The 20,150-nt window shown below is 72.2% G+C and carries 15 protein-coding genes; 8 read left to right on the top strand and 7 right to left on the bottom strand.

Annotated elements, in window-relative coordinates; translation table 11 throughout:
- Positions 1-15 precede the first annotated feature (15 nt).
- Positions 16-1,389, bottom strand: a complete 1,374-nt coding sequence (gene eccB / locus OOJ91_RS01255) for a type VII secretion protein EccB (RefSeq protein WP_266241487.1) — start codon at positions 1,387-1,389, stop codon at positions 16-18.
- 128 nt (positions 1,390-1,517) lie between these two features.
- Between eccB and OOJ91_RS01250 the strand changes: the two genes are divergently transcribed.
- Together OOJ91_RS01250 and OOJ91_RS01245 are read left to right on the top strand one after the other, a co-directional pair.
- Positions 1,518-2,231 (top strand): spermidine synthase, encoded by a 714-nt coding sequence (locus OOJ91_RS01250; RefSeq protein ID WP_266241486.1) that lies wholly within the window; start codon positions 1,518-1,520, stop codon positions 2,229-2,231.
- Positions 2,232-2,357: 126 nt separating this feature from the next.
- Positions 2,358-2,534 carry a hypothetical protein gene (locus OOJ91_RS01245; RefSeq protein ID WP_266241485.1) on the top strand — a complete coding sequence of 59 codons (177 nt, stop codon included), beginning with the start codon at positions 2,358-2,360 and terminating at the stop codon, positions 2,532-2,534.
- A gap of 6 nt (positions 2,535-2,540) precedes the next feature.
- Here the strand turns inward: OOJ91_RS01245 and OOJ91_RS01240 are convergent, their stop codons facing one another.
- Positions 2,541-4,343, bottom strand: a complete 1,803-nt coding sequence (locus OOJ91_RS01240; RefSeq protein ID WP_266241484.1) for an acyl-CoA dehydrogenase — start codon at positions 4,341-4,343, stop codon at positions 2,541-2,543.
- Between the two features lie 145 nt (positions 4,344-4,488).
- Here OOJ91_RS01240 and OOJ91_RS01235 point away from each other — a divergent pair, with 145 nt between their 5' ends.
- From OOJ91_RS01235 to OOJ91_RS01225, 3 genes are all read left to right on the top strand, one after another.
- Complete coding sequence (locus tag OOJ91_RS01235; RefSeq protein ID WP_266241483.1) at positions 4,489-4,899, top strand: MmcQ/YjbR family DNA-binding protein; 411 nt, start codon at positions 4,489-4,491, stop codon at positions 4,897-4,899.
- A 116-nt stretch (positions 4,900-5,015) separates the two neighbouring features.
- Positions 5,016-5,396: a VOC family protein gene (locus OOJ91_RS01230; protein WP_266241481.1), complete on the top strand. Its 381-nt coding sequence runs from the start codon at positions 5,016-5,018 to the stop codon at positions 5,394-5,396.
- A gap of 38 nt (positions 5,397-5,434) precedes the next feature.
- Entirely contained in the window at positions 5,435-6,130 is a 696-nt protein-coding gene (locus OOJ91_RS01225) for an alpha/beta fold hydrolase (protein WP_266241479.1), read from the top strand.
- Between the two features lie 7 nt (positions 6,131-6,137).
- On the opposite strand, the gene OOJ91_RS01220 is transcribed toward OOJ91_RS01225, so the two are convergent.
- The 4 genes from OOJ91_RS01220 to OOJ91_RS01205 all read right to left on the bottom strand — a co-directional run bounded on the left by OOJ91_RS01220 (position 6,138) and on the right by OOJ91_RS01205 (position 15,777).
- Positions 6,138-7,394 (bottom strand): MFS transporter, encoded by a 1,257-nt coding sequence (locus OOJ91_RS01220; protein WP_266241478.1) that lies wholly within the window; start codon positions 7,392-7,394, stop codon positions 6,138-6,140.
- The gene (locus OOJ91_RS01215; protein WP_266241476.1) at positions 7,391-7,987 is read right to left on the bottom strand and encodes an ArsR/SmtB family transcription factor; all 597 of its coding nucleotides are present in this window, start codon (positions 7,985-7,987) and stop codon (positions 7,391-7,393) included. The genes OOJ91_RS01220 and OOJ91_RS01215 overlap by 4 nt, the downstream gene beginning before the upstream one ends.
- 96 nt (positions 7,988-8,083) lie before the next feature.
- Positions 8,084-9,736: an FG-GAP repeat protein gene (locus OOJ91_RS01210; RefSeq protein WP_266241474.1), complete on the bottom strand. Its 1,653-nt coding sequence runs from the start codon at positions 9,734-9,736 to the stop codon at positions 8,084-8,086.
- 29 nt (positions 9,737-9,765) lie between these two features.
- Positions 9,766-15,777: an RHS repeat domain-containing protein gene (locus OOJ91_RS01205; protein WP_266241472.1), complete on the bottom strand. Its 6,012-nt coding sequence runs from the start codon at positions 15,775-15,777 to the stop codon at positions 9,766-9,768.
- 365 nt (positions 15,778-16,142) lie between these two features.
- On the opposite strand from OOJ91_RS01205, the gene OOJ91_RS01200 reads away from it, so the two are divergent.
- Both OOJ91_RS01200 and OOJ91_RS01195 read left to right on the top strand, forming a co-directional pair.
- Positions 16,143-16,862 (top strand): helix-turn-helix domain-containing protein, encoded by a 720-nt coding sequence (locus OOJ91_RS01200; RefSeq protein ID WP_266241470.1) that lies wholly within the window; start codon positions 16,143-16,145, stop codon positions 16,860-16,862.
- Positions 16,863-16,876: 14 nt separating this feature from the next.
- Positions 16,877-17,746, top strand: coding sequence for a helix-turn-helix domain-containing protein (locus tag OOJ91_RS01195; protein ID WP_266241469.1), 870 nt, complete (start codon positions 16,877-16,879; stop codon positions 17,744-17,746).
- Between the two features lie 12 nt (positions 17,747-17,758).
- On the opposite strand, the gene OOJ91_RS01190 is transcribed toward OOJ91_RS01195, so the two are convergent.
- Positions 17,759-19,351, bottom strand: a complete 1,593-nt coding sequence (locus OOJ91_RS01190) for an LLM class flavin-dependent oxidoreductase (RefSeq protein WP_266241467.1) — start codon at positions 19,349-19,351, stop codon at positions 17,759-17,761.
- A 111-nt stretch (positions 19,352-19,462) separates the two neighbouring features.
- Here OOJ91_RS01190 and OOJ91_RS01185 point away from each other — a divergent pair, with 111 nt between their 5' ends.
- Positions 19,463-20,044 (top strand): MarR family winged helix-turn-helix transcriptional regulator, encoded by a 582-nt coding sequence (locus OOJ91_RS01185; protein ID WP_266241465.1) that lies wholly within the window; start codon positions 19,463-19,465, stop codon positions 20,042-20,044.
- The last annotated feature ends 106 nt before the right edge of the window (positions 20,045-20,150 follow it).

Raw genomic sequence — 20,150 nt, 5'->3', positions numbered from 1 at the left:
CCAGGCCGACAGGCGTCAGGACGGGGCGGCGACGGCTCGGGCGGCGGCCGGGTCCAGGGTGGCGCCGGCCGGCACGAGGCTGACCAGGCCGGCGGGCAGCCGCACCGGTCGCACGTCGCGGTAGCCGAGCATCGCCAGCACCTCCCGGTCGGCCAGCACGTACCGCCGGCCCAGGTCGGTGACCACGGACACCGCGCCCCCGGACGCACCGGGCGCTGCGGCGGCCTCGACCACCGCGCCGCCACCCGGCTGCACCACCACGTGGTCGGCCAGTGCCGCGCCACCGCTCGGCGCGGTCCGTGGGACGGCCGCCAGGTCCGGCAGTCGTACGCCCCGCAGCACCTCGCCCGTGCCACCGTCGTCCCCGACCCGGGCGCAGACCGCCGCGTCGTCGGGACTGGCGAGCCGGGGCGGCACGGGCGGCGGCGCGGTCGGGCCACTCGGGGCGAGGTCGGACATCGTGGGCAGGGCGGCGAACCGGCCCAGCGTCATCGGTTCCGACTCCCCCTGCCCGGTGCGGGCGAGCAGCAGCCCGGCCTGCAACTCGGTGATCGCGGCCAGCCCGCCGTCGAGCGCCACCGCGTACTGCCGACCGCCGCCGGAGTTACGCACCACGTAGACCTGACCGATCGTGGCGCCGGACACCCGGGTGGAGGGCCGGCCCTCGCCGGGCAGCGCCGGCGGGGCCAGGTCGACGCCTGCGGGGAGCGCGTTGAGCAGGGCGGGCGCGACAGGCACCGACCGGGCCCGGGTGGTGGCCAGCGCGGCCAGCACCCGGTTGGGATCGCGGACCAGGTACCGGTGCTGGTGCCACACGAGGTGCAGGCTGCCGTCCGGGTGGCGCAGCAGCAGGGCGTCGTCGCCCAGCGGCCGACCGCCGTCGGGCTCGGTGCCGATGAGCAGCGCGGAGCGGGGGTCCTCGCCGCCGGCCGTCGAGCAGACCGTCCAGGCAGCCGTCGCCAACCGGCCGGGGGCGGGCAGCGAGTCCGGCGCGTCGGCGATACCCAGCGGCAGGCCGCGCGGCACGCCGTCGATCGACCGCCGGGAGACCAGCACGGTCTTCGACCGGTCCGCGCCGACGATCAGCAACGCCGACGCGTAGTTGAGCACCGGGTGCAGCTTCTGTTCCCGGTAGACGAAGCGGGCGCCGGACTCCTTCTCCACGATGACCGCGCCCGGATCGCGCCATCCCGTGCCGCCGCCGGCGAACAGGCCGTAGAGCGCGAAACCCCCGAGCCCGATCGCCGCGACGAGGACGCTGGCCAGGCCCGCGCCCGCCAGCCGCCGAAACGGCGACTGGGCCGGATCGGTCTCGCGCATCACCAGAGCGGCGACCGCCCGCTGGACGCTGAACTGGTAGGAGTGCAGCTGATCCTGCCGCGACGGCATGAGGTCCCTTCCGCTGGTTCGACCGGGCCACAGGATATGCGCTGCGTCGATGTCCCGTGGACCCTGCGTGGCGGCCCCGGCCCTGACCGGTACCATCCGGGGACGAATCCGGCGGCGAGAGGGCATCCGTGGGCGCGCGTTTCGAGGAGCTGGCCTGGCGGGAGACCCCGATCGGCGCGATCAGCCTGCGGCGGCGCCGCGACCCGGCGCTCCAGGTCGAGGTGTACGAGGTCAAGCTCGACGACGAGTACCTGATGTCCAGCCTCTTTCCCGTCGCGGAGATCGAGCTGGCCCGGCTGGGTCTGGCCGAGTTGACAGGTGACGTTCTCGACGTGGTGGTCGGCGGGCTCGGGCTGGGCTACACCGCGTGCACCGCGTTGGCCGACCCGCGGGTGCGGTCACTGCTGGTGGTGGAGGCCATCGAGGACGTCATCGACTGGCACCGGCGAGGGCTGCTGCCGTTCGCGGCCGGGCTCGCCGAGGATCCGCGGACCCGGTTCGCGCGGGCCGACTTCTTCGCCGCGGTGGCCGGCGACGACGGCTTTGACGCCGAGTCGCCCGGGCGGCGGTTCGACGCCGTCCTGCTCGACGTCGACCACTCGCCGCGCAACGTCCTGCACCCGAGCCACGCCCCCTTCTACGCGCCGGACGGGCTGCGCCGGCTCGCCGCGCTGCTGCGTCCGGAGGGCGTCTTCGCGCTCTGGTCGGACGACCCGCCGGACGACGAGTTCACCGCGGCGCTCACCGAGGTCTTCGCGACGGTCCGGGCACACGTCGTGCCCTTCGCCAACCCCCTGACCGGCGGCCAGTCCGCCAACACCGTCTACGTAGCCCGCCGCTGACCCCGCCCCTCCCCGCGCTGGTCCCGGTTCGCGGAGACAGCCGGACGGCTTGTTTGCGGTTGGCGGGATCGGGAAGGGGAGGGCCGGGTTCGCGTACTCGCACGCGGCCCATCCTGGGAGGTCGAGATGCGCGCCATGCTCTGGGTCGTCGGCGTGGTCGCCGGCGTGCTGATTCTGCTCGGGCTGATCCTCGAGGCGGTCCGCTGGCTGATCATCATCGGGCTGATCGCGCTGGTGATCGTGATCATCCTGGGCGTGGTCAAGGGTCGGCAGGCCATGCGCCACCAGACCCGCCGACGGTGACGCCCCTCAGAACCAGTCCGCGCGCATGTCGAGCGTGGTCCGGTCGAGGCTTTCCAGCAGGTCGAACTGCGGGCCGGTGCGGGGCAGCTCGACACTGAAGAAATAGCGGGCGGCGTGCCGCTTGCCCGCGTGAAAGGCGTCGCCGGCCTCCTGCGGCGGCAGCGCCAGCACCTGTTCCAACCACATCCACGCGATCACCACGTGCCCGACCGCCTCCAGGTAGACGCTGGCGTTGGCCAGGGCGAGCGTCGGGTCTCCCCCGGCCCAGAGTCGGCGGGTGACAGTGGCGATCCGGTCCACCGCGTCGGCCAGCCGGTCGGCCAGCCCGACGGCCTCCCCGCCGGCCTTACGGCCCCGGGCGACGGTGTCGCCCATCGTCTCGGTTAGCAGGAGCAGACCGGCGCCGTCGCGCATGGTCATCTTGCGCCCCAGCAGGTCCAGCGCCTGGATGCCGTGGGTGCCCTCGTGGATCGGGTTGAGCCGGTTGTCCCGGTAGTGCTGCTCGACGTCGTGGTCGCGGGTGTAACCGGCACCGCCGAGGACCTGGATCGCCAGGTCGTTGGCGGCCAGGCACCACTGCGACGGCCAGCTCTTGGTGATCGGGGTGAGTACGTCCAGCAGCAGGTGAGCCCGCTCCCGGTCGGTCTGCTCCGGCGCGGTCTGCTCCTCGTCGAGCAGCCGGGCGCAGTAGAGCACCAGGGCCAGGGCACCCTCCACGTAGCTCTTCTGCGCGAGCAGCATCCGCCGTACGTCCGGATGGTCGATGATCGGCACCTGCGGCGCCGCGGGGTCCTTCGCGTCGACCGGCCGGCCCTGCGGCCGCTCACGGGCGTACGCCAGGCTCTTGAGATAGCCGGTGTAGCCCAGCGCCATGGCGCCGGCGCCCACACCGATCCGGGCTCCGTTCATCATGTGGAACATCTGGGCGAGCCCCTGGTGCGGCGCACCGACCAGGTGGCCCACCGCGCCGGGGCGACCGTCGGGGGTGTGCCCGCCGTCGCCGAAGCTGAGCAGGGTGTTTGTGGTCCCCCGGAAGCCCATCTTGTGGTTGAGCCCGACGAGCACCACGTCGTTGCGGTCGCCGAGCGAACCGTCCGGCCCGACGAGCACCTTGGGCACGACGAACAGGGAGATGCCCTTCACCCCGGGCGGCCCGCCGGGAATCCGCGCCAACACCAGGTGGACGATGTTCTCGGCCAGCTCGTGGTCACCGCCGGAGATCCACATCTTGGTGCCGAACAGGCGGTACGTGCCGTCCGGCTGCGGCTCGGCCCGGGTGGTGATGTCGGCAAGTGAGCTGCCCGCGTGCGGCTCGGACAGGCACATGGTGCCGAAGAACCGACCCTCCAGCATGGGCCGGACGTACGTGTCGACCTGCTCGGCGCTGCCGTGCGCCAGCAACAGCTTCGCGTTGCCCAGGGTCAGCATCGGGTACGCCGAGGTGGCCACGTTGGCAGCCTGGAACCAGGCGAAGCAGGCGGCGGCGACGGCCTGCGGCAGTTGTAGACCGCCTACCGATTCGTCCAGCCCGGCGGTGAGCAGTCCCGTCTCGGCGAAGCTGTCCAACGCTGCTCGTACCTGCGGGATCAGCCGCACCCGCTGCCCGTCGAACGTGGGTTCGGCAAGGTCGGCGGGCCGGTTGTGCGGAGCGAACTGCTCGGTGGCCACCCGCTCGGCGAGGTCCAGGGCGTCGTCGAAGGTCTCCCGGGAGTGCTCGGCGTAGCGGGGACGCTCGACGAGCTGCGACACCCGCAACCAGTCGTGCAGCAGGAAGTCGAGGTCACGGCGCGAGAGCAGGGTGGACGGCACGGAACTCCTCGGCGGGGCTGGGGTGTGTCGGTTCGGGGCGGCGGCCCGGCGTCGCCCCGACCATCCTGACCGATGGATCGGGAGCACACCACCGCCGCCCGTCGGCGGGCGTCATTGTCGTACCCGTCGGCTAGCGTCCCTGCCCGTGACCGCACCCGGAGACGTCGACCCCGAGGTTCTCGACAGGCTGCGCCCGATCTGTCGCGGGCTGCCGGAGACCTACGAGGAGCCGGCCTGGGTGGGCATCCGTTGGCGGGTCCGCAGGCGCACCTTCGCCCATGTGCTCACCGTCGACCCCGACCGGCAGGCGGTGCTCGCCCGCGCCGCCGCGCTCGACCGGCCGGCCTGCCTGCTGGTCTTCCGGTCGCCGCTCGACGAGATCGCCGGTCTCCTGAGCGTCGGGCATCCGTTCTACAAACCGGACTGGAGCCCGAACGTGCTGGGCATGATCCTGGACGAGGCCACCGACTGGGCCGAGGTCGGCGAGCTGCTCACCGAGAGCTACTGCGTGCAGGCGCCCAAGCGGCTCGCCGCCCTGGTCGACAGGCCCGCCTGACCGCACCCGGCGAGGCCGGGTTTCACCGTGCCCGGCCTGGGGATACCGCGCACCGCCATCCTGCCCGCGCTCGGCACGACGGGCGGCGGACAGGTGTCCTCGATATCCTGCCTCGCATGCATCGAAGCCGTGTGTACGCGTTGCTGATCGACGCGCCCGAGGCGGAGGCCGCGCGGGCGGCGGAGTTCTGGTCGGCGGCGCTCGGCGTCGGCACCCGGTCCGATCCGGCCGAACCGCAGTTCGTCGGCCTGCACGAGGCGTTGCCGGGCCTGGTCACCGCCGTTCAGTCCGTTGACGACGCGCCGCGCTACCACCTCGACATCGAGAGCGACGACGTGGCTGCCGAGACCGCTCGGCTTGTCGGTCTGGGCGCCACCGAGGTGTCGCAGTGGTTGGAGTGTCGGATCCTGCGGGCGCCCGGCGGCCACCTGCTCTGCTTGCTGCCTGTGGAGAGCCCGCCCGAGGTGTTCGACGCCCAGGCCCGCACCTGGCCGTGACGCGCGAGGCTGTCGGGGGTCGGCCCTAGTCTTCGGCCATGGCTGATGTGGTGCTGGTGGCGGGTGCGTGGCTGGGGTCGTGGGCGTGGGACGAGGTGGTGCCGGGGCTGCGGGCCGCCGGGCACCGGGCCTCTCCCCTCACCCTTTCCGGTCTCGCCGAGCGGCAGGGCGTGCCCGCCGGGCAGCAGACCCACGTGCAGGACATCGTCGGCGAGATCGAGCGACGCGACCTGCGCGACGTGGTGCTGGTCGGGCACAGCTACTCGGGCATCCCGGTGGGTCAGGCCGCCGCGCGGATCGGCGACCGGTTGACCCGGGTGGTCTACGTCGACGCGGAGGTGCCTGTCGACGGCCTGTCGTTCGCGTCCGGCTGGTGGCAGGGTCAGGCGGCGTTCGAGTCGGTGCTCGCCGACGACGGCGGCGACTGGCAGCCGCTCGACGCGGCCGAGTTCGACGGCCAGGGGCTCACCGACGAGCAGATCGCCCGGCTGGTCAGGGGCTGCACGCCGCACCCGGGGGCCACGCTCACCGAGCCGGCCGTGCTGGCACGCCCGCTGGGCGAGCTGCCGACGACGTACGTCAAATGCCTGCTCGACGGGCCGGAGCCCAACGACACAGTGGCCGCGTTGCTGGCCAGCGAGCAGTGGCGGCTGGTCACGATGGCCACGGGTCACTGGCCGATGTTCTCCCAGCCCGCCGAGCTGGCCCGGTTGCTGGTGGCGGAGATCGGCTGACCGCCTCTCAGGGCGCCGTGGCGTCGAGGGTCCTGATGTGGCGCACCGGGGACGCGAGCAGCCACAGCACGGCGAGCACGCCGCCCACCCCGGCGACGACGAGGGCCGGCCGCAGCCCGAGGGTGGTGCCGAGCGCGCCGCCGACCAGCGCGCCGAGCGGCCGGATGCCGTAGTTGACGGCGCTGTACGCGCCGGCCCGACGACCGCGTGCGTCGTCTGGCGTCACTGCCATGAGCAGGGCGTTGAGGTTGACGTCCATCAGCATCACACCGAGGCTGGACACCATCTCGATGGCCGCCAGCATGGCCACCTTCGCCCAGGTCGGGCCGGCGATCAGCGCCGTCAGCGCCAGCGGCGCGGGAAAGACCACCACGCCGATCATCGCGGTCCGGCCCAGCCCGATGGCCCGCGACATGCGGGGCGCCACTGCCGCGCCGACCAGGCCGCCGAGCGCGCCGACGCCGAACGCGACGCCGATGGCGCCCGGCGAGAGGTGGAGTTCACGGTTGGCGTACAGCACCAGCAGCGCGGCCGCGATGAAGGTGAAGAAGTTGACTGTGGTGGTGCAGCCGAGGGCGGCGCGCAGCACCGGATGGCGCAGCACCAGCACCAGGCCCTCGCGGACCAGCCCGACAGTGGACGTCCGCCGGGGCGGCGGGGGCGACTCGGTGACCGGGATGCGACGCAGCAGCAGCGCGGAGGCGAGGAAGGACACCGCGTCGACGAGGATCGCCACCGGCGCGCTGAGCGCCTGGACGAGTCCACCGCCCACGGCCGGACCGGCGATGAACGAGAGGGACCGGCTCAGGCTGAGTTTGCTGTTCGCGTCCACGTACGCCGATCGTGGCACCAGGGCGACGAAGAACGCCTGCTGTCCCAGGGTGAACAGGACGGCTCCGGCGCCGCTGAGCAGCGCCACCAGGTAGAGCTGGGTGAGGGTGATCGCGCCGAACAGGTAGGCCACGGGCAGGCTGAGCAGCACGGCCGCGCGGGCCAGGTCGGCGAGGATCAGGAGTCGTCGCTTGTGGGTGCGCTGGTCCACCCACGCGCCGAGGAACAGGCCCAGCAGGTTGGGCAGCCAGATCAGCGCGGTGAGGACGCTTACCTGCACGGGCGTCGCGGCGAGCAGGGAGACGGCGATCAGCGGCAGGGCCAGCTCGCTGATCCGGTCACCGAACGCCGAGATCGTCTGACCGGTCCAGAAGGTGCGGAACCGCCTGTCGCGGTGCAGCGCCGGTGCGGGCGGGGCGTCGACGGCGGTCATGACGCGGACGTGTCGTCGGCCGGCTCGGGCAGCAGGTAACGCAGCATCCGGACGATCTGCGCGCCGGCCGGCTTGGTGTCGTCGTCCTTGCGGCGCACGTACGGGGCGATCAGCTCCTCGATCGCCTCTTCGAGGTGTCGCAGCTCGTCGGGCGTCGCGACGAAGCGGGTGTCGGCCACCCCCGCGAGCCCGCGCCACTCGGCGTCCAGGCGGGGCTCGTCGTGCAGCAGCCACTGCTGTGGCGTCTCCGCGGTCCGGGCGAACATCTCGCCGCGGAGCTGCCGTCCCGCTGCCTGCCCCTCGGCGTCGTCGGGCAGCGTGAAGCGGAACCCCCGGGCGGCTGCCTGCCACCAGCGTTCCCGCTTGCTGGTGGCGCCGTCGGCGTCGGTGACCAGACCGAACGTCGCGAGGTGGCGCAGGTGCCAGCTGACCACCGACGGCGTGGCGCCGACGTGCGTCGACAGTCCGGTGGCCGTGGCCGGGCCGTGACGCTGGAGCCGGTCGAGGATGGCCAACCGGACGGGATGCGCCAGCGCCCGCAGCGCCTGCGGCTCGGTGATCTCGAAATCCCCGTACGGATTCTTGAGAGACATGTTTCGAAAGTAGTCTCTCAAGTCTGCAGGAGCAACCTCACGGTGCCGCCTCGCCCTGGGCACCCCCCGTCCTCTCCGCCCAGGGCGAGGCGACGATCACGTGACGTTCGGCAGGTCGGTCGGCGGGATCACACCGTTGGCGATCGGCAGACCCGTCCCGTACGCGGAGACGCCGCCGAGGGTTGCCCTGGTCAGCGCGGTGCAGCCGGTGAGCGCGACGGTGTCACTGGTCCGTTGCAGGCCGAGCACGAACATCGCCCCGGTGTTGTAGGAGAAGTCCTCGAACGGCGCGGTCACCAGCAGCTCCGGCGTCCCGTCATTTGTCACGTCGAGGATGCGTACCGCGCTGCCGAACGCCTCACTGGGCTGCGGGTTGGCGTTGATCATCGGATGACCCTCCTGGAACGTGGAGTCCAGCCCCGACTGGAGCCCCGACGCGCCGCCGAGGAAGACGTGGACCATGCCCTGCCCGCTGCCCGCGCCGGAGTCCTCCCCGGGGACGCCGACCGCGAGATCGTCCGCGCCGTCGTTGTCGAGGTCGCCGACCGCGAGCGCGGCGCCGAACTGGTCACCCGCCTCGGCGCTCCCACCCACGCCCGGCGAGCTCTGCGAGATGACCAGGCTGCGCGCGCTGCTGATCAGGTCGGTGCCGCCGCGCAGCACGACAAGGGCGCCGGACCTGCTGGGACCGCCCTTGTACTGGTCGGCGTAGACCACGACGTCGGCGTTGCTGCCGCCGTGGAAACGACCGATCGCGACGCTGCTGTAGCTCCCGCCGGTCTTCGTCTTGTCCACACACACCGACGTGCTGCCGGACACCGTCACACCGCCTGCGGAACCCTTCAGGGCGTACACGCAGCCCTGCGCGCCTGTCGTGCCGCTGACGTCCTCGCCCTCGACGTTGATCACGAGGTCGTCCCGGCCGTCGCCGGTGAGGTCGCCGGCCGCTACCGACGATCCGAAGTGGTCGTTCTTCTCCGCGGTCCCCCCGATGCCGCTGGTCTCCTGACCGAATGCGGCCGCGTTGTCGACCCGGAGGCCACTGCTGCCGCCGTAGAGCACCCAGACGCCGCCGGCCGCGCCGACGGAGCCGATCGCCTCGCCCGGGGTGCCCACGGCGAGATCGGCGTACCCGTCGCCGTTGAAGTCGCCGGTGGTGAGGCCGGCGCCGAAGTAGTCGTTGGTCTCGGCGTCACCCGGGACGGTGCCGCTGTTCTGGGTGATGAAGGCGGTGCCGTTGGCGATCAGGCCGAGGTACGGCGGCGCCGTCTGCCCGTACAGGACTGTCACCGCGCCGGCGTTGGTGACCGTGCCGATGGACTCCTTCGGGTTGCCAATGGCCACGTCCGCGCGCCGGTCACCGTTGAAGTCGCCGGTGACGACCTGCGCGCCGAAGTTGTCTGTCGTCTCCGGCGAGTCGAGCACCGACGGGTCGTTCTGGTGCAGGAGCGCCACGGGTTGCCCGGGGACCGTGCTGCCGCCGGGAATCACGTAGACCGACCCGCCCACCTCGTTCGGCGCGGTGGGGTCCGGGAACCCGACGGAGCGGGCGCCGCTCGCCACAACGATGTCCGGAATCCCGTCGCCGGTGACGTCGGCCCGGCTCGCCGGGCCCGCGGCGGCCGCGATGCCGACGTCGACACCGGTGGCGGTGGCGGGCCGGGCGGCTGCGGACGGGCCCGGCACCGCGACCGCTGCCAGGACCGCGGCGACCACGGCTGCGGTCAGGACTCTCCTACGCTGGATCACAAGGGTTCTCCTCTGGGCACTCGAATTCCTCACGGTCTGGTCCGGAGGTCGTAGTAGCGGTACGCGGCCCGGGCCGACAGGCCGGGCATAGCAGTGCTCGTTACATCGATGCCGGCCTCGATCGACTCCGTCACGCACTTGCCGCGGGACTCGTACGAGCAGGTGTCGATGGCCATGGCGACCCCGGACACCGCCTGCGCCGTCGCGCCCAGCTGGGCGATGCGTTGGGCTGCGGGGCCGACTCCGCCACAGCCGTAGAAGGCGGCGCACCCGACGGCCACCCCGGAGCCGACGACGTTCACGGTGGCTCCGATGGCGTGCGTCCACTCGAACGCGCTGCGGTGCTCGTGCACGAACCGCGCGACGATCCAGTGCTTTCGGGGCGGCTGCCGGTCGCGCTGCGGCAGCGAATGGCAGCCGCGCTTCAGGTTCCAGCAGACCGACATGCGATCCGATCGCTGGTAGACCCGCCGGTAGATGCGCGCCTCGCGCCGTTCCGACCGGTAGGCCAGTTGGCGGTAGCGGTGGCGTTGCTTCTTGTTCTTCGTGCTGGCCGCCAGGCGGAGAAGGCCCGCCATGCGTTGCGGGCAGTCGCCCGGGATGCACAGCCCACTCGGGTCGCTCAGGGTCGTGGGGTTGTTGGCGGCGTACGCGTATGGGTTCTGCGCGGCCGGATTGTCCGTGTTCAGCAGCGGGTCGGGGCTGGTGAGCCGGCCGGTGAGCGGGTCGTGCTGACGGTTGTCCAGGGCGATCAACGACGTCGCCGCGTCCTCGACCTTGCCCAGGTAGCCGCGATCGGTGCCGGCGATGGTGTCGCCGCCGCGGTGCGCACCGTACGGCAGGTACCGCTGTCGGGAGACACCGTCGCCGCTGACGCGGTGTGCCGTGCCGGACGCCGCGGCGTCGACGGCGAACTGGACGGTGCCCTGCTCGTCGCTGAGCAGGAAGCGGACGCCGCCCGGGGTCCGCATCGCCGCCAGGTCGTCGCCGAGACTGTAGAACCGGGTGGCGGACACGGAGGTGGTGAGGACGAGTTCCACGCCGTCGAGGTAGAGGGTCGTGGCGCCGGGAGCCCGTCGGATGAGCCGCGTCCCGTCGGCGTCGTAGACGTAACCGGTAGTGGCCCCGGCCGTGGTCTGCTCGGTGAGCCGCCCGCCCTCGTCGTACGCCGAGGTGGTGGTGACCCCTCCGACGGTGCGTGAGGTCTCCTGGCCATCGGCGTCGTAGGCGAAGGTGTCGGCGCCGACCGCGCTGACGGCCTGCGGTCGGACCGCCTCCGGTCCCGCTGCGGGGTAGCTGTAGCTCCTCGACACGCCCCCGGACGTGACGGACGTGATGCTTCCGGTGGCGTCGTAGGCGTAGGTCAGCCGGTACGGGTCCGGTCCGCCGCCGTCCGCTGTTCCGGTTCCTCCCGCGCAGGACCCGGCCGTGGTGGTCCAGGCGTCGGTGAGCCGCTGCAGTCCGTCGTAGCCGAAGCACTCGGTCTGCCCGGTGGTGCCGTCGGACACCTGCCGCACGTTGCCGACGGCGTCGTACCCGTACTCGTCGGATTGCACTGTGCGGGGCGTCGACGTGTCGGCGCCGGCGGTGGCGCCGAGGCCGACGAGCCGCCGCTCGCCGCTGTCCTCGTAGCGGTAGCTGCGGCGCAGCTCCCCCGCGCCGCCGTAGTCACGGCTCTTCACCGCGCCGAACTCGTGGTACGCCGTAGCGCTGACGTAGGTGCCCAGTTCGCTGGCCAGGGTGTCCGGAACGCCGGTGCCGGTGTAGCCCTGGTGCACGGTCTCCTGGGCCAGACCGTTCCCCGCCGGGTACGTGGTGTCGGTCAGGTGGTCCGCGCGGTCGTAGCCGTAGGTGATCTCGTACGTGCCGGCGAGACTCTTCTCGCTCGTCGGCAGGACCCACCGCCTCCCGGTGACCCGGTAGCGGTCGTCGTAGCTGGCCACCTCGGTCCGGTAGTTGTCGCTTCCGAGGTGGCGGATGGTGGCGGCGAGCCGCCCCTTCCCGCCGGGAACCGTGTCGTAGGTCCACTCGGCGAGCCTCGTGCCGGTCTGCACGTCGCCTGACCAGGTGACGCTGCGCCGGCCGAGGGGGTCGTAGCTGTAGCTGACCTTCTTGCGCAGGGCGTCGGTGGCGGACCCGACCCGGCCCACGCCGTCGTAGGTGTAGGTGGTGAGTCCGGCGTTCGGATCCTTCGCGGTGAGGCGGTGACCGAGCCAGTCGTACGTGTAGGTCGAGACGTCCCCGGCGGGATCGGTGGTCGACGCGAGGTCACCCCGGGGGGTGTAGGAGTACGAGGTGGTCGGCGCCCCGGGTTGCGGCATCGACACGCCGGCCGGCAGGTTCTGCTGGGTCTGGACGACCCGGTCGAAGGCGTCCTGCCAGGTACCGGTCCGGGCGCCCACCGGTGGCGTGACGACCGAGCCGTTGCCGAAGTTGTCAGTCGTCGTGCGCGCCTTTGCCGCGCCGAGTCCGTACACGGTCGAGAGGGTCTCCCGTTCCAGGGCGTCGTACTGCCGCTCGGTCCACGACGGGATCGTCGAGGTGGCCGGGTTGAGCAGCAGGTCCGGGTTGTCCCCCGCGGCGGTGCTGTTCCACATCGGCTGGGACGTGCCCGCCGTCAGACCCCTGTCGTCGTACGCGGTGACGGTGACGGTGCGGCCGGACCCGCTGGGCGCCGGCGCCTGCACCTCACGGGTACGCCCCAGGCCGTCGAGGTAGGTGTGGGTGGTCAGCCATTCGACACGCGCCCCGGCCAGGGTCTGCAACTGGCGGGCCGTCACGACAGTGGGTCTGCTCGGCTGATCGGTGCCGGTGGCGGTGACGCGATAGGTGAACTCGTACGACGGTGTGGTGGTGCCCGTCTGCTGTTCCGTGGGCAACCACACCTTGCGCAACCGTCCGACACCGTCGTACGCCGACGTGGTGGTCCGACCGTTGACGTCGACGCTCTTGTCCTCAGCGTCGTCGAAGGCGGGCGACGGGTAGCTGGTGGCGGTGAAGCCCTTGGGGTCTGTCACGCTGACCCCGCCGCTCGGGAACCCGGTCGCCGGGGTGTAGCCGGTGCGGGTGACACCGTCGGGGTTGGTCTCGGTCAGCTCCCGCCCGTAGTCGTCGTAGGTGTTACGCACCCAGTTGTACGCACCGTCCGCGGTGTAGGAGCGAACCTCGGTGGGGTTGCCGTCGGTCGGCTCGTTCACCCCGTCGCCCGGCCCGGTGGCGCCGTCGTAAAGCGTCACGGTCCGGTCGACGACCGGGCCGGGGCACCGCAGGCTCTGGCCGTCCGGGTCACCGACGTGGGTCTCCCGCCGTTCGACGACGTCGAGCATCCACTGCCCGCCAGCGGTGTTCTGGGCGTAGCCGATCTCGGTGCACACGCTGTCCGCCACTCCCGTCTCACCGAGGTCGGCCTCCCGGGTGGCCAGGCCACCGTTGCCGACGGAGTAGCCGTCGGACCGTTTCGCGGTCTCGCGCCAGGTGCCGTCGCCACGCCTGTCGCGCCGGTACTCGTAGGCCGGGCGCACCATGTGCACGTCATGGGATCCGGGACCGTCGGCGATGACCCCGGAGTCCCAGTAGGTGCTCCGCTCGGAATCCAGCTCGGTGAGCGAGTTGTCGGCGTTCCGTCGGTAGCGCTGTTGGTGCAGCACCTTGCCCGCCAACTGCGGGTCGTCCGGCCAGGGCTGGCCCGCGTAGTCCCTGACCGCCTCGGTCCGGGCGCTGCCGGAGCCGAGCAGGTCACCGTTCATGCCCCGGAAGTACCGGGTGTCGGTGACGCTCTGGCGGTCCGCTCCGCCGCTGCCCTCGGTGACTCGCACGGTCTGGTAGCCACGCCAGTCGGTCCAGTCCAGATCCTTGGCGGCGACCGTCAGATCGTCGTCGCGGTGCCAGGCCGGCCACGGCACGAGTTGGTCCACCCCGTACGCGTAGGAGGTGGTCGTGGTCGGTGAGCCACCGACCAGGTCGACCTGGTCGACAGTCGTGACCAGGTACCTGTGGAACACGCCCTTGACCGGGTTCGTGGCGCCCTCCGGTTTGAAGCGGACCCGGAAGCACTCGTAGCGGTTCTGGTCCCACAGCATTCCCGCCTCCCAACCGGTGTTCTCACCACCGGCGGGACAGGTCGTGGCAGGGGAGGCGTGACCGTAGCTGACCCGGGTCTCGCCGCCGAGGCCGTTGCGCACCACCGACAACCGCCGCATCTGCAACTGCTGCGCGGTGGTCGTGTAGTCCTGACGGTTGCCGAGGAAGATCCCGTCGAACGCGACAGGCGGCAACGTCACCGTCTCGCCGCCCCACACGCCGGTCTGCTGGATGCTGTTGAGCCACAGCGACGGCGTGGTGCCGTCCGGGGCGGGCGGGAAGGCGAACGTCGGCCGCCACCTGGTGGTCTCCTGCCACGTCTGCGCCTGCGCGTCCCACACCTGGGCCGAGATCAGGTCCAACCGGCTGGTGCTGAAGAACGTCGGTGAGTACTTCGCGCAGCCGGCGCCGTCGGCGCAGACCAGGTCGGTCGGCACGTCCGGGTACGACGTGGCGTTGGCCGCCGTGGCGGCCGGGCAGGAGGCGGTCGGGTTGGCGATCCGCTGGGTGCAGCGGCCGACAGCGGTGAAGGCGACCTGCGCGGCGGGGTGCTGACCGGCAAGCATGCCGTACTCGATCCGGTCGAGGTGCCCGCCCCGGTCGTAGCGGTAGGTGGCGCCGCCGTTGGCCTGCCGGTAGTTGTTGGTCTCGGGGGTCCAGTACACCGCCGTCACGTTCTCGTTCGCGTCGACGACCTTGTCGAGGTTCCAGCGCCAGGTCTGGCGGCAGGGCACGGGCGCGGTCGAGTGGCACGGCTCCCCCGCGTCGTCGCCGACGACGGGTACGGTCCAGTTCGAGTCCTTCCGGTAGCCGAAGGTGTGCTGCTCGCCGTCCGGGGTGGACACCACCCAGTACTCGCCTGTGTTGTCGCCGTTGGACCCGTTGAACCGATGCTCGATCTTCCAGCCGCGGTCGTCGCGCATCCGGTAGGTGCCGTCGGCTGTCTTGATCAGCTCGGTGGAGACCCCGTCCAGGGACAGCACGAACGCGGCGCCGTCCTCGTCGCCGGAGTACGGCGACGACCAGCACAGATCGGCGTGGTACGGATCCCCGTCCTCGACGCAGGACCGGTACCTCCGCTCGATGAACCCGATGCCGAGGTTCCATCCGAGCCCGACCCAGGACGCCTGGTTGTTGGTGGAGGACGTGCGCCCGTCCACAGTGGAGGAATCGTAGTCTAGGGACAGGTCCGGGGCGTCGCCGCCGACCGAGGGTGGCAGCCCCAGCGGGTAGGACTCGTGGAAACTGCCGGAGTTGGTCCCCGCGGTCCACTTCTCGGCCGGGGACAGGTCGGTCGCGCGATAGTCCCCGGTGCCGGACCCCGACGCGGCGGCGGTCACCGCGTACACCTGATCGGGACCGCTGTCGACGTCGGCCGACAGGCGGCCGGCAGCCAGGTCGTTGCGGGCGGCCACGGGGACGGGCGTCCGGACGCACTCCCGCGTCACGCACCGCGCCACACGGACCAGCCGCAACCGGTCGGCGAGGTTTCCCCCGTAGCCGTAACGGAAGCGCGAGTAGTCGACGTCGACGTGGACCGTGCCCGCTCCCCCCGCGAGACGGGTCAGCCGGAACGCCGTCCCGACGGTGCCCGGCACCGTTCCGCTGTCCTGGTCGAGCAGCTCCACCCGAACCTCGGTGGGCGCCGCGCCGGTTTCGGTCGCGGACACCTCGATCGGCAGCGAGCCGGCCCGCACCGGATGTCCCGACGCGAGCGCGACGTCGACAGTGCCGGCAGCCGGCCAGTGCGGCGCCGGCAGCGGCGCGGCCGCGTCGGCCTCCGGGTCGGGCGCCGTCCGGACGCGGGGAACCGCCCTGGCGGGCACCGAGCGCTCCCGGGGCGAGCCGGAGGCGGCGTGGGCAGGCGTCGGGGGCACCACTGTCGTACCGGCCGCGGCGACGATCGCGAGAACGCCCACCGCGCCGAGCATCCACCTGGCGAGATAATGTCCGGTACGCATGGGTCTCCTCACGTCCACGCGGCCACGGCGGGGCCGCCGACTCGCTGCGCTACGGGCCGGGCAGCCCGAAGCCCCCGTGCGATCCGGTGCGCACGGCAGCGATCAGGGCGTCAGCCTGCGGGGCACCGGGAGCACACCGCACGCCGCGCCGGTCGATCCGAGACGTCTCGGGACGTCCACCGTGCGGAACTGCACGAACGCGCTCGACGCGGGTACGTCGCGGGATATCGGACGGCGACATTGAGCCACGGTGATCGGGGCGCTAATCTGACAACCGGTCACATTGCCGACGGCGAATGGTCCGATCCCTTGACGAAGACCTGCCCGCGATCCCTCTGGGGGCTGGTGCCGCCACGGAGCGCATCGTGAGGTGGCGGACCCTGCCGGAGACGTTGGATCAGCACGCGCACCGGCTCGTCGTCCGGTTGCGTCAGCTCAAGGATCACAGCGGGCTGAGCCTGAAGGCGCTGGGGACGAAGACGGCGTTCAGCGCCTCCTCCTGGGAGCGGTACCTCAACGGAAAGGCGCTGCCACCGGAGACGGCGATCGTCGCCCTCGCCCAGATCACCCGGGCCGACCCGGTCTCCCTGCTCGCCCTGCTCGCGGCCAGCCAGCAGGCCGAGGCACCGTCGACCGAGGTCACGGCGCCCGGTGACACGGACGGGCCGGCGCCTGATCAGGCCGAGCCGCGGATTCGGGTCGCGGCGCTGTCCGTCGCCGGGAGCGCGCTGCTGCTCTCCGCCGTCACCTCGATACTGCTGCTCGTCGATCCCTGGCGCGAGGAGGATCCCGCAGTGGCGACCGACGTCGGCAAGTACGCGTGCACGTACACCCAGCGGGGCGACCTCCTGTTCGCCGGCAACAGCACCACCACGTCGCACCTGGTGATGCGCAACAGCACCGGTCCGGACGCCGCCGAGGTGCAGTGTCTGCTGCGACGCCACAACCTGTCCCCCGGCGAGGTGGACGGATACTTCGGCGAGCACACCGAGGCCGAGGTCAAGCGGTTGCAGCTCCAGGATCACCTGCCCGCCGACGGGATCGTCAGTCAGCAGACGTGGCAGTTGTTGCGGCACGTGCGATGAGCGAGGGACCGGCGATGGCGTACCCACCGAACGCGACCCGCTGGAGGGCGCTCCCGCACACGCTGCCCGCGCCCTGCACGCTCCTGGTCACCGAGCTGCGTGAGCTGAAGGACCGTAGCCGCCTGAGTCTGGACCAGTTGGCGGCGGCGACGGCCATCAGCAGGTCGTCGTGGGAACGCTATCTCAACGGCAAGCAGTTCCCGCCCCGTCAGGCGGTCCGGGCGCTGTGCGAGGCCGCGTGTGAGCCCGACGGCAGGGTCCTGACCTGCTGGGACGTGGCAGACGCGGCCTGGAGCGGCCGCGCGCGGAGCGCTCCCGCCGGCGCGGGGCCGGCATCCGACGTCGCGCTCGCCGACCCACCGCCTCGGCGGCGCTCGGGGCTCGTCCGCAGAGCGCTGCTGGCGGCGTCCGATCTGGTCGCCAGCCGTCCGGTGGCCAGCGCGGTCGGGGTCGCGCTGGCGTGCGCGGCGATGGTCACGCCCGCCGCTGTGGTGCACGCCTCGCGTGCCAGCTCCGTCGCGGGCGCCCGCCCACCCATCTGCGAGCTGCGGGACTGCGAGGGCCGCAACCCCCGCACCACGGCCTGCGAGGACCCGGTCACCCTGGCGTCGCACATCGCTGCCGACGGGACCCGGCTGGAGATCCGCCTCAGCCCGAGCTGCCGGGCCGGTTGGATCCGCGCCTGGCCCACGCACGCCGGCTTCCGCGTCGAGATCAGCGGACCGGACACCCAACCCCAGACCGCCGTCGCGGCGACCCCGGCGACGGACCAGCAGGTGACCACCACGGCGATGATCGCGGCGCCCGATCCGTCGCGCCTGCGCGCCTGCTACCACCCCGCCGGCGATCAACCGGGACAGGAGTGCTTCGGGGTCACCAACTGACGGTTCCGCCGATCAGCTCACCCCCAGGCGGGCCAGCGGCTCGACCAGCTCGCGCTCCTCGTAGCTGAGGTGCGACAGCAGGGCGTCGGTAAGCAGGTTCACCGCGGCGCGCAGCTCGGCCAGGCCGTCCGGCGCTCCGACGTACGCGACAAGCGCCTTGTCGACGCCCTCCAACACCTCGTGAATGACGTGGTGCTCCTGCTCCAGCCGATCGACGACAGGCCGCAGCCGCGGGTCGGCCTGCCGCAGCCGCGGAAACAGAGCCTGGTCCTCGATGGTGTGGTGGGTGGTGACGATGCGGCAGTAGGACTCGCAGTAGGCGCCAAGCGTCCACCGGTTCTGCCGCATGGTCATCGTGTTGATGTGCGATCGGGCCGTACCGGCGTCGATCTCGCCCGCCGCGACCTGCTCGATCAGGTCGTGGATCTGGGCCAGTTCGCCGCGCAGGCCGTCGTGCACCTGCACGAGGTGCTGACCGTTGGCCTGCTCGTGCGCCGTGTAGGCGCGCGTCGGGTCGGGCGCGGGCCCGGTGGGGCGTGCGGACTCGTCCCAGACCTGCCGGTCGCTGAGCCGCCGGCCGTCGTCGGGCGTCGGCACCACCGCGAAGGCCCCGGCGGTCACCCTCGCGCGGGCCGGCCGCGCGGGAGGCGCGACGACAGCCGCCGGCTCCGCGGCCACCACGGACTCGGCGGGAGTACGCGCCGACGCGGCGCCGCCGTCGCGTTCGGCCGCGACCAGTTCGCGCACGGCGGGGGCCACCTCGCCGGCGAACCGGCGCAGGTCGTCGGGGTCGTCGCTGGCGAGGATGAACGTGCCGACGCCATCGCCCAGCGCCAACTCGACAAGCTCCCGTACCCACTGCTCGGCGGGCCCGTGCAACAGGCCGCCCCCTGCCGACGAGAAGGTGCCGGAGATGTTGAGCAGGCGGCGGACGTCGCCTGGCGAGCGGCCTGCCTCGATCGCGGCGTCGTCGATGATTGTGTTGCCCCGGGCCAGGTCACCGGGCTGGAGATAGTCAAGTGACGGAAGCCAGCCGTCGGCCCGGCGACCGGTGAGCGCGAGCATGCGCGGCTTGTACGCCCCGAGCCAGATCGGCACCGCGTGGGCGGGTGCGGGACCGCGCCTGGCGCCGACCACCCGGTGGAACTCGCCGTCGACCCGTACGCCACCGCGCGCCTGCGCGTCCCACAGCTGCCGGATGACGTCGACGGCCTCCTCCAGCGCCCGCACGCCCTGCCCGGGGGTCAGCCGCCGGCCGCCCATCGCCTCGATGGCGTCCCAGAACGCTCCCGCGCCGAGACCCAGCGCGACCCGACCGCCGCTGAGCAGGTCGAGGCTGGCGACGCTGCGGGCGAGCACGGCGGGCGGGCGCAGCGGGAGGTTTGTGACGTTCGCCGAGAGGTGCACCCGGTCCGTCCGCGCCGCGACGAAGCTCAGCAGCGTCCAGGTGTCCAGAAACCGCGGCTGGTACGGGTGGTCCTGGAAGGTGACCAGGTCCAGCCCTACCTGCTCGGCCAGGACCGCGAGGGCGACAGTGCGGTCCGGGTCGTCGTTGCCGGGCGTGGTGAACGATCCGAAGACCAGGTCGTGGCCGTAGTCGCTCATGGTGCGAGCCTCCCGTCGTGACGCGTCGGACGATGCGTCGTGACCTCAACCTTATGTCAGACAGAACATCTGTTGCCAACAAGGTTGGTCGTCCTGCGCTATTGTCGGGGCATGACGGGTGACAGCGACCGGCCGGACCGGCCCGATCCCCTCGACGACGACCTCGGCTGGATGCTGGGGATCGTCTTCCGGGGCTACGTCCGGGCAGCCGAGCACACCCTGATCGACTTCCCCGGCGGCCCGCGCGGCTACCAGGTGCTCACCGCCGCGGCCACCGGACCGGCCCGCAACCAGGGCGCGATCGCCGAGGAGCTGGGCATCGACCGGACGGTGCTCACCTACCTGATCGACGACCTCGAACGCCCCGGGTTCGTGGCCCGGCGCGCGGATCCGGCCGACCGGCGCAGCCGGCTGGTGGACGTCACCGACGCCGGGCGGGCGGCCTGGGAGCAGCGGCGCGGGGCGCTGCGGCAGGTGGAGGCGCACCTGCTGGGGGCGCTCACGCCGACCGAGTCGGCGACCCTGCGGGCATTGCTGCAACGGGTCGCCTGCTCGACCCAGGCGATCGACCCGCTGCGCGATCTCTGCCAGGCGGTCGCCGAGGTGCGGCCCGACCAGGCACCACCCACCCCGCCGGATCCCACCGCACCTCGTCGGTCACGAGGTGCGCGTCCCCGCACGCCAGAATCCTGACGCACCTCTCGTGAACGACGAGAGGGTTCCGGTGGCACGACGCGGGCCCGCCGGCGTCGCCTGACCGTCCTGGTCGAGGCGTGCCGGCGGGCCCGGATCAGCGCTG

This window comes from Micromonospora lupini (assembly GCF_026342015.1).
GTDB classification, from domain to species: Bacteria; Actinomycetota; Actinomycetes; order Mycobacteriales; family Micromonosporaceae; genus Micromonospora; species Micromonospora lupini_B.
This window is presented reverse-complemented; position numbering and strand designations above follow the sequence as displayed.